The following is a 4,389-nucleotide window of genomic DNA, read 5'->3' on the forward strand; positions in this document are numbered from 1 at the left end:
GGTGGCTGCAAAATCCAGCCCTATATTTTCTTTTAACTGTACCTGGTTGATTCCCTCAAGTGTATATTCAATAGGGTCTTCTACTGTGAGAATATTGGTATCGTCCTGGTTTAACTTTTTTAAAGTGGCATATAATGTTGTAGTCTTACCGGAACCCGTTGGTCCTGATACCAAAACGATCCCGTTAGGTTTCCTGATACTCTCTAAATATATTTTTAGTTCCTCATCAGAAAAACCCACCGACTCCAGTTCGATATGGCTGGTATCTTTACTCAGTATCCGTAATACTATTTTTTCTCCATATAAGGTTGGCAGTACCGATACCCTTACATCAAAATCTTCATATTCGGTTGTAACTGTAATCCTGCCATCTTGGGGCAGGCGCTTTTCTGAAATATCAAGTTGTGCCCGAATCTTTATCTTGTTGACTATAACAGGGTATTCTTCCAAACTTAAATGAAACTGTTCCTTGAGTTTACCGTCTAATCGAAAGCGAACGCGTGCTTTCATTTCATAATGCTCAAAATGGATATCACTGCTTCCGGTTTCTTTAGCGCTCAATAATATTTTTTCTAAAAAATCATTGGAGTAGTGAATTTCTGAAACCCGGTTACTTGAAGATTTTCTATAATTGGTAGAAAGGTAGCGGTTAATGTTTTCAGTAGTATCCTCCGCTAATTCTACGGCAAGGTTTAATAGTATTAGTAACTCTGACCTTAATCCGGCTAAATTCTCATTATCTGTTTTGAACGTAATAGTATTACCTGCTTTTGCTATCGGAACTATACGGTAATGGTATGCCTGCTGGGCATTAACCAGTTGCTGTAATTCGGTAGGTAAATTAAAATTTACATTCATAGCTAGTAAGAGAACAGATACTTAGGTTCGGTAAAAAAGGAGATGCTATAAACGGCAGCAAAAAACAAGGCCATATAACCGGCTAAAGGAACAGTTTTGTCAGCCTGCCTATTCTTGAAAATCATATGTAACAAAAGCGAGAAGAGCAGGGAAAAGACAAATAGTAAGGTAAACGCCACAGTTGCAAATGTCATCGATAGCGATAAAAATAAAAGCAAATCGCCGGACCCTATACTATCGTTAAGAAATCTTTTTCTCTTAAATAATACAACATATACATAGCTGATAGCAACAACGAGTAGAATCAGTATCAGATTAATAACTGAGTTAGCAAAGGTAGGTAATGTTCCGATAACCCTTGCATGTAACGCAAAAGCCATAACCCCTACAAGCGTATATAGAAACCAGTATACCTGTCGTTCTTTACTGTCCTGCCAAAAAATAACAAATAAGAGGGCAATAAGGCTTAACTTTAGTACAATATCAATCATTAGTTACCTGCTTGGGATTACCATCCTGGTCTATCTCCCATACATTAAACACACCATCCCCATTAAAATCTTTTATGGCTGTTGCCCTCGCTTTAAAGGTATTATCTGATGTTTCTATTACTTCATATGCATAGTTGGCCGTGCCATTTTCTTTAATACTCTTTGGCGCATCAAACTCAATTTCATTAAAATCGGCGCTGTATTTAGAATACATGAAATAGTATTGCTTTTCTGCATTAAAGATCGCCTTAAGTTGTGTTTGTGCCTCTACACTTTTTGCCTTCGTAATTAAAGGCATTAGGTTGGGTAATGCTATAAGTAACAGTATACCAATAATCGCAAGTACGATAAGCATTTCCTGCAAGTTAAAGGACGGCAGCTTCTTAGTATATTTTCTATTCATAAGTTTATGTTTTTGCTATCGGGAAAATTAACTACCTGTTAAATAAAGGATTCAACAATGTCCAGTATGCCCAGTGGCATAAAAACTATTAAGTTTAAGTGTTAAGTTGCAGTAAACGTAACCCGTATTCAATTATTTCAAAGCAAACTGTTGATCTTAATTGTACTAAACCACAATGATCAGTTTAATAGATTAATGGGAATAGAGTTTGATTTAATACTATCTTTATAAAATTTAATACCATTTCTTTTGAGTGCTTCCAATTCCCACTTAGGCAGTGATTTTTCGTAAATTGTGGGATCGAGTCTATAAATTAAAGAAAAGCGATCAGAGTTTGATAAGTTATTGTAATATGAAAATGGCAATTCATCAAAATTGGCCGGATTATGGGTGAGTATTGGTAGATATATTTTTAATTTAAACACCTTTTCTTCTCCAGGCATCAGGACAAAGGAATTTTTATGATAGTCATCATAAAAATTAATGTTGGGTATGTCCATGCCTTCATATTGGTCATCCCTGTATTTTACTAACTCCCTTTTTAATTTCAGTATTTGAAGAGATGATTCACCTTCACCACCGAGTATATTATTGATTTTTTTCAGTTTCTTTTCGATATTATTTTTATCGGTGACACAAGATTCTAATGCACCTGCCGGAAATCTAATTGGGTCGAAAATAAATAATAGTTTTTCGTCCGAATTATTCTTAATCACACAATTTAAAACGTTTCGTGCCTTTAATTTTTCAAGTTCATTATTATATCCCAATCGAGAATTCAAATCATCTCTTTTCAAACTATTAATTTCAGGACTAGTTATACGAATTGTTACCTTTTCTTTAGCTACTGAATTAGTATTACTACATCCAGTTATACAATAAAATAATACTATATATAAAGTTGTGTTCAATATTTTCTTCATGACTTATTTTTTTTGAATGTTATTGAAAAATATGGGATAGCTTTTAATTTGATATTTCTGCCAACCAGTATCTTTAGCGGATTGCAGATAAAAATCATATAAATCTTGTTGTTCAGGATTTAAGGAATGACCAAACCATACCATAATTTCGTAAGCTCTTACTTCTGTAATCGCTGTCATGGCACTTTGTGACAAACCCCCTTTTGCAAGAGTAGACATCATCCCATTTCGGCTATAGTCAAATGCATGTACTAATTCATGCACTATTACGATTGCTAGTGACATATTATTGATAAAAGCCTGATCACTGATTGTAATGCGTTTTGTAGTGTCGCTGTATAGCCCTTCTGCCTGTGCCCATGTACCGTTTGCTTGCAATTTTTCAATTTTTTCTTGCCAATCAACTTTTACTTCACCACTTTTAGTAATTATTCCAGAAGCTTCTGCTAAAATTCGTAATGGGGCAACATTTTTAATCATTTCTGCAATGTAAAATTTCTTATGGTCATCGTCCATGTCATAGATACTTTTATTAGCAGGCTTATTGGCTTGTATAAGGTATTCAGCCATATTATTTATTATTTTTTCTTTTCCGCTTGAATTTAAAGTTGGCTTGTTTTCTTCGCCAACAGTATAACTAACTGATGCTGACAATTTACTGCTTTTTACAGTTTTATAACCCAAATCCACATCAACGTCAAAATCGCCAGAGTCAAGAGATTCAGCCATCATTCCATCTGGATCTACAAAATATACAGGATTATCTAATGCGTAGACATATGGTGAGAACCTCCTTGATTTTTCTGCTAGCGGGTCTATATTGAACCAACGCCCAATAGCCGGATCATAATTTCTTGCCTGGTAATCGTACCAGTTTAGCTGCAATTCGTCCTGTAGTTCTTTACTATTATATTTAATTTTTTGTGCTGAATTAGTTGAAAGAGCAACGCCATAACCCTTATGCTCCATACCAAATGCGTAGTAGTTATTGGTACTTATTATTTCTAAAGCATTAGTGCCTGTATTTTTCCAGTAGGTTAGGCGCACGTTGCCTAAATGATCTTTGTATTGGTAAATGTATGAAAAAGTTCCAGTAGATTCGCGCCTAGCATAACCTTCAGCATGACCGAAATATTGCAGTACGCCGTTCTCATATAAGAATTCTCCCGCATAAAGCGTGGTCATCACATTCCCGACGCCGTTCGTAACCTTTTTTTGCAGTTTCTTTCCGGCCGCATCGTAAATATATTCTACCGTATGTGTAGCATCTACAATTACTTTTGTAGGTAGGTTAAGGTAATTGTATGTTATTTCTTCGTCTGGTGTTTCGCCTATATCTTTGTTAAGATCTTGCGTCATGTTGCCATTCGCATCATACTTGTAATCATCGTTCGTCTCTGTTGATCCATTATTAAAGCCGGCTGTGTTAAAAGCACCATCGGTAACGCTTTTTAACCTGTTACTGTACGGAAAATAAGTATAGCTTAGGTTGTCTATAAGACCCAGGCTATTATCGCTTTTTTGCCCGTTGCGTGCCAAGCTTATAATATTTCCATTTTTATCATACGTTATAGGGCCTTCGGTATACTTATCGTTATTTAAACTGGCCCTAAAAGTTGCTTTTTTAAGCCTGTTCAGTTCGTCATAACTATAGTTATAACTCCTTTCCACATTATCGGATGCATTTTTCCATCGTGTCTCAGATATGTTACCG

The 4,389-nt window shown here is 35.5% G+C and carries 5 protein-coding genes; all 5 read right to left on the bottom strand.

Annotated features, from left to right (window positions below; translation table 11 throughout):
- On the bottom strand, window positions 1-858 hold an 858-nt coding region (locus FMM05_RS20800), incomplete at its 3' end, for a GspE/PulE family protein (RefSeq protein ID WP_185965648.1).
- Window positions 859-860: 2 nt separating this feature from the next.
- Window positions 861-1,349, bottom strand: a complete 489-nt coding sequence (locus FMM05_RS20805; RefSeq protein WP_143375350.1) for a general secretion pathway protein — start codon at window positions 1,347-1,349, stop codon at window positions 861-863.
- Window positions 1,342-1,752 carry a type IV pilin protein gene (locus FMM05_RS20810; protein WP_143375351.1) on the bottom strand — a complete coding sequence of 137 codons (411 nt, stop codon included), beginning with the start codon at window positions 1,750-1,752 and terminating at the stop codon, window positions 1,342-1,344. The genes FMM05_RS20805 and FMM05_RS20810 overlap by 8 nt, the downstream gene beginning before the upstream one ends.
- A gap of 179 nt (window positions 1,753-1,931) precedes the next feature.
- Window positions 1,932-2,675: a hypothetical protein gene (locus FMM05_RS20815; RefSeq protein WP_143375352.1), complete on the bottom strand. Its 744-nt coding sequence runs from the start codon at window positions 2,673-2,675 to the stop codon at window positions 1,932-1,934.
- 3 nt (window positions 2,676-2,678) lie between these two features.
- Window positions 2,679-4,389, bottom strand: a 1,711-nt coding sequence (locus FMM05_RS20820) for an RHS repeat domain-containing protein (RefSeq protein WP_317129579.1), incomplete at its 5' end; no start/stop codon positions are given.

The sequence above is a fragment of the Flavobacterium zepuense genome, from assembly GCF_007097145.1.
In the GTDB taxonomy this organism is placed as follows: domain Bacteria; phylum Bacteroidota; class Bacteroidia; order Flavobacteriales; family Flavobacteriaceae; genus Flavobacterium; species Flavobacterium zepuense.